This window comes from Pseudomonadota bacterium (assembly GCA_030859565.1).
In the GTDB taxonomy this organism is placed as follows: domain Bacteria; phylum Pseudomonadota; class Gammaproteobacteria; order JACCXJ01; family JACCXJ01; genus USCg-Taylor.
Genome location: JALZJW010000229.1, coordinates 1 through 3,958, shown reverse-complemented (window position 1 = coordinate 3,958; position 3,958 = coordinate 1). Strand labels below are relative to the sequence as shown.

At 58.7% G+C, this 3,958-nt stretch carries 5 protein-coding genes and 2 pseudogenes; 1 reads left to right on the top strand and 6 read right to left on the bottom strand.

Features of this window, described 5'->3' with window-relative positions; genetic code table 11:
* Window positions 1-118: 118 nt before the first annotated feature.
* From M3436_19840 to M3436_19820, 5 genes and pseudogenes are all read right to left on the bottom strand, one after another.
* A pseudogene (locus tag M3436_19840) lies at window positions 119-361 on the bottom strand (patatin-like phospholipase family protein).
* 127 nt (window positions 362-488) lie between these two features.
* Window positions 489-1,310 carry an acetoacetate decarboxylase gene (locus M3436_19835; protein MDQ3566230.1) on the bottom strand — a complete coding sequence of 274 codons (822 nt, stop codon included), beginning with the start codon at window positions 1,308-1,310 and terminating at the stop codon, window positions 489-491.
* A 24-nt stretch (window positions 1,311-1,334) separates the two neighbouring features.
* The gene (locus M3436_19830; protein ID MDQ3566229.1) at window positions 1,335-2,117 is read right to left on the bottom strand and encodes a 3-hydroxybutyrate dehydrogenase; all 783 of its coding nucleotides are present in this window, start codon (window positions 2,115-2,117) and stop codon (window positions 1,335-1,337) included.
* A gap of 98 nt (window positions 2,118-2,215) precedes the next feature.
* Window positions 2,216-2,779, bottom strand: coding sequence for an NAD(P)H-dependent oxidoreductase (locus M3436_19825; protein MDQ3566228.1), 564 nt, complete (start codon window positions 2,777-2,779; stop codon window positions 2,216-2,218).
* An 18-nt stretch (window positions 2,780-2,797) separates the two neighbouring features.
* On the bottom strand, window positions 2,798-3,232 hold the full coding sequence (locus tag M3436_19820) for a cupin domain-containing protein (protein ID MDQ3566227.1): 435 nt from the start codon (window positions 3,230-3,232) through the stop codon (window positions 2,798-2,800).
* A 55-nt stretch (window positions 3,233-3,287) separates the two neighbouring features.
* On the opposite strand from M3436_19820, the pseudogene M3436_19815 reads away from it, so the two are divergent.
* Window positions 3,288-3,407: pseudogene (locus tag M3436_19815) on the top strand (IS5/IS1182 family transposase).
* Here M3436_19815 and M3436_19810 read toward each other — a convergent pair.
* On the bottom strand, window positions 3,361-3,958 hold a 598-nt coding region (locus M3436_19810), incomplete at its 5' end, for an NmrA family transcriptional regulator (GenBank protein MDQ3566226.1). The pseudogene M3436_19815 and the gene M3436_19810 sit on opposite strands and share 47 nt — an antisense overlap.

Genomic DNA, 3,958 nt, shown 5'->3' with positions numbered 1-3,958 from the left:
GAACAGATGATCCGTGCTTACGTAAAGAATCAGGACGATCTCGATCGCCAAGAAGATCTGTTTAACCAATAGCCCCTTTTAGGGGCTTACCTCAAGCCACCTGCTCTGCAGGTGGTAGGGTGACTTCCTCCCAGAAGCTGCGCAGACGCGCGACGCGGTTCTCCGGCGCATTGCCAGCGATGATCGCCGCGTTGATCGCGCCAATCGAGATACCGGCCACCCAATCCGGCAGATATTCGGAGGAGGCCAGCGCCTCGTACACGCCCGCCTGGTAGCTGCCGAGCGCGCCACCACCTTGCAGAACGAGAGCAACTTTCTTGTCATACAAAGCCGGCCGCGCCGGTGGCTTGCGATTAGTCATTTCTATATTCGCGATGGAAGCGCCTTTGCCCTGGAGGGCCAGATTGACCGTCTTCGTCATTACTCTTGCCATGTGCTTCACCTTTAGATTTGGGATGCGCGGCTTCAAAACCACCCGCGCTGAGGTTTTAACCGTACCTTCTTGCGCCCGTCTTCTCAGCCTCCGTGGCACGCGCCCCTGCCGCGAGCAGATAGTCGTAGAGGACCCGGCCATAGGGCAAGGTCAGATCGGCAACGAAATGCGTGCCGCCGACGATCTTTCTCACCGGCAGGTCGGCGACGGGCGCGTTGACGTGGGGCACGAGATGCAGGCGGGCCGGTCCGCTCCAGGCCCCCTTGACATGAATATCGCTCAGGTTGTAGGCGACCAGCTGCGCAATCGCAAGCGACCCATCGACCTCCGGGATGAGCTTCAGGTTCACCTGGGTCTTGCTCATCTTCTCAACGATCTCGCGCGGGTCACAGGCCAAGGGATTGCCCTGCGGGCAGATCAGGTTCTCGTGCTTGTAGCCCATGGTGCCCATCGCCACCATCTGCCCGGCGTACTCAAGGGTCCCCGTGAGCGTGTCGCTGGCGATGTGGAGTCTCGGTTTCGCATGCTTTTTGGGAAAGCCCCAGATCTCGCGGCCACCCGCGATGGGCGGTTCGCAGTCGAGATACATCTGGGCCGTGAAGTTTACGTGCTCCCCCTCGTAACTGCAGGGGATGACGATGCCGGATTCCGTATAGTCGCCGAAGCCGGAGCTGTCCGGCATGCGGATGAACTCATAGAGCACGGTGTTAGCTCCATCGGGTACGAGCGGTTCCGGCAGCGCCTCGCGGATGGCATCTCTGTCGGACTCATAGGTCACGATGAAATACTCCCTATCGATAAAGCGATAAGGCCCGCGCGGATAGCTCGGACTCGCGATCGGCATGGAAGCCTGACGCAAGATGTCGTCGTGTTTCATGATCTTCTCCTAGGAATACTCGTTTTAGTGGGCCGTCCATCCGCCATCGACGGGGATGGCTGTCCCGGTGATGGAAGCCGCCTCATCGCTGCACAAGAACACGGTGAGGGCGCCTAGCTCCTCCACGGTCACGAACTTCTTGGTGGGCTGTTCGCCCAGCATCACCTCCCGGATCACCTGTTCCTCGGTGATGCCCCGCGCCTTGGCGGTATCCCGGATCTGGCCTTCGACCAGCGGCGTCCTGACGTAGCCCGGGCAGATCGCATTGCAAGTGATCCCGGCCTCCGCGACCTCCAGCGCCACGGTCTTGGTCAGCCCGAGCAGCCCGTGCTTGGCCGCGACATAGGCCGACTTGAACGGCGAGGCGACCAGGCTATGGGCGGAGCCGATGTTGACGATGCGGCCAAAGCCCCGCGCCTTCATGAGCGGGATCGCGGTGCGGATGGTGTGAAACGCCGAGGAGAGATTGATGGCGATGATCGCATCCCACTTGTCCACCGGAAATTCCTCGATGGGGGCGACCTTCTGGATCCCGGCGTTGTTCACGACGATGTCCACGCTGCCGAGGATCTTCCGGGTCTCAGTGATCATCTCGACGATCTCGTCGGGCTTGCTCATGTCGGCGGCGTTGTAGATCACCTCGACATCCGAGGCCGATTGGATCCCCTCCCGTACCTGTTCGATTTCCGAGCGATCCCCGAAGCCGTTCAACACGATGTGGGCTCCGGCCTGTGCTAAACCACGGGCGATGCCGAGCCCGATACCGCTGGTGGAACCGGTAATCACTGCCACTTTTGCTTTGAGCATGTTGGCTCCTCCTCTTGAATTGATAGGTTGTCTGGACGACATGGGGTCATGACCCGAAGTAGCGCTTGCCTAAATCGGTTTCTCTATCTTCCTTGGGACTATTGGAGTTGTTGAAGCTGTCGAGTCCAAACCACGAGATTCTGCAGTAGCTGGCGGATAAAATCTTTCGTCGCCTCATCGGTCAGATTTCCCTCCGCATCAAACCGCTCGGCAGCATTGCCGATCATGACCTCCGGCTGGTTGACGGGGAAGACATTGAGGAAGACGAACATCTGGCGCAGATGATATTGCGCCCGCGCCGTGCCAATTGTCCCAACCGATGCGCCCATGATCGCCGCCGGTTTTCCAGACCACGCATTGTCTCCATATGGTCTGGACGCCCAATCAATCGCGTTCTTCAACACCCCAGGGACGGAGTAGTTGTATTCCGGCGTCACGATCAGAACGGCATCCGCTTTCCGTATTCGGGCCTTTAACTCCACGACTTTGGCGGGTGGATTCTGCTCCTCGTCCTGATTGAAGGCGGGGATGCCATCAAGCTCAAAGATGTCGATGGTCGCGTCTTCAGGCACAAGCTGCGTTGCCGCGCGCAGGGCGGCACGATTGTACGACCCGCAACGAAGACTACCGGCGATGCCGAGAATGCGAACGGGTTTGCTCATTTACGCTCTCCTTACGGTTCACTCTTTGTCGTTCGTGACTAGGTTTTTTTCGTCGGTATCGACGACAAAGACGGCCAGCAGGCGTGCGGGTTGAGTGTCACTGTCATTTGCGCTGACGCCATGATGATCGCCAGGTACTTCGGCGAAGCTCTCGCCGGCGCGATACACCTTTTCCGGACCGTCATTGATTTTGCTACGAATTGCACCCTCCAGGACCGTTGCATAGATGAAAGCCGAGTCTGGATGGGTATGCGCGGGCGATGAGCCACCCGGCTGGTATTCGACAAGCACGCCTTTCATGCTCTTGCCGGGCACATTCGGAAGGGCGCGATCAAAGACCAGCGTTACCTTGGCCTTATCAGTAGTTATCAGTACAGTAGACAAGTCATCGGCTGAGGCTGCGCTTACGGAGAGAGCTGCGAAGGCAACTCCGCAGAGAAATCTAGTAAACATTTGTGTTCTCCTTCGTTGATACAAATTCGTGGATACAAATCCACCGTATGACGCCCTCATCCCGATCGACCTGATCGCGGATCGAAAGGCGTATTCTTCGGAAAAGCATAGACAGGTGAACGCGCAGTTCATTGCCGATGCGGCGGACGACTTGATCTGGGCGCCGACCCTGCCTCGCTAACTTCCTTTTGAGGTATAGAGCGGCTGAGCCAGTCCTCGAAACGCGTCGGGGCGATGCGCGGGTTGTCGCCCGGGATGAGCGATTGATCATTCAACTCTACGCCGAAGTAGCGTGCGTGGACATCTGTGACCACCTCGCGTGGATCTTGGTTTGCGCTCAAGAATCGCTGGACAAGTTCGGCGAGACGTACCCGTTCGGGACCGGCTATCTCGATCGTGCCGTTCACCGGCGCCCCGAGTGTGACGTCGGCCATTGCTGCAGCCACGTCATCGGACACGATGGGCTGCACAAGGGCTGGTGACAGGTGAACCGTTTGCCCGACGGTCCCCGATTGGGCAATGCCGCCCATGAATTCGAAGAACTGCGTTGAGCGGACGATCGTATAGGGAATCTTGGAAGCCTTGATCAGGTTTTCCTGAGCCATCTTCCCGCGGAAGTAACCACTCTCCTGAAGGCGGTCGGTGCCGACAACCGACAGCGCAACGTGATGTCCCACGCCAGCGGCCGCTTCCGCGGCAAGGAGGTTACGACCCGACGTCTCGAAG

Excerpts from the sequence above, each read along its gene's own strand:
- M3436_19835 (MDQ3566230.1), bottom strand. The coding sequence starts at position 1,310 with ATGAAACACGACGACATCTTGCGTCAGGCTTCCATGCCGATCGCGAGT.
- M3436_19830 (MDQ3566229.1), bottom strand. The coding sequence starts at position 2,117 with ATGCTCAAAGCAAAAGTGGCAGTGATTACCGGTTCCACCAGCGGTATC.
- M3436_19825 (MDQ3566228.1), bottom strand. The coding sequence starts at position 2,779 with ATGAGCAAACCCGTTCGCATTCTCGGCATCGCCGGTAGTCTTCGTTGC.
- M3436_19820 (MDQ3566227.1), bottom strand. The coding sequence starts at position 3,232 with ATGTTTACTAGATTTCTCTGCGGAGTTGCCTTCGCAGCTCTCTCCGTA.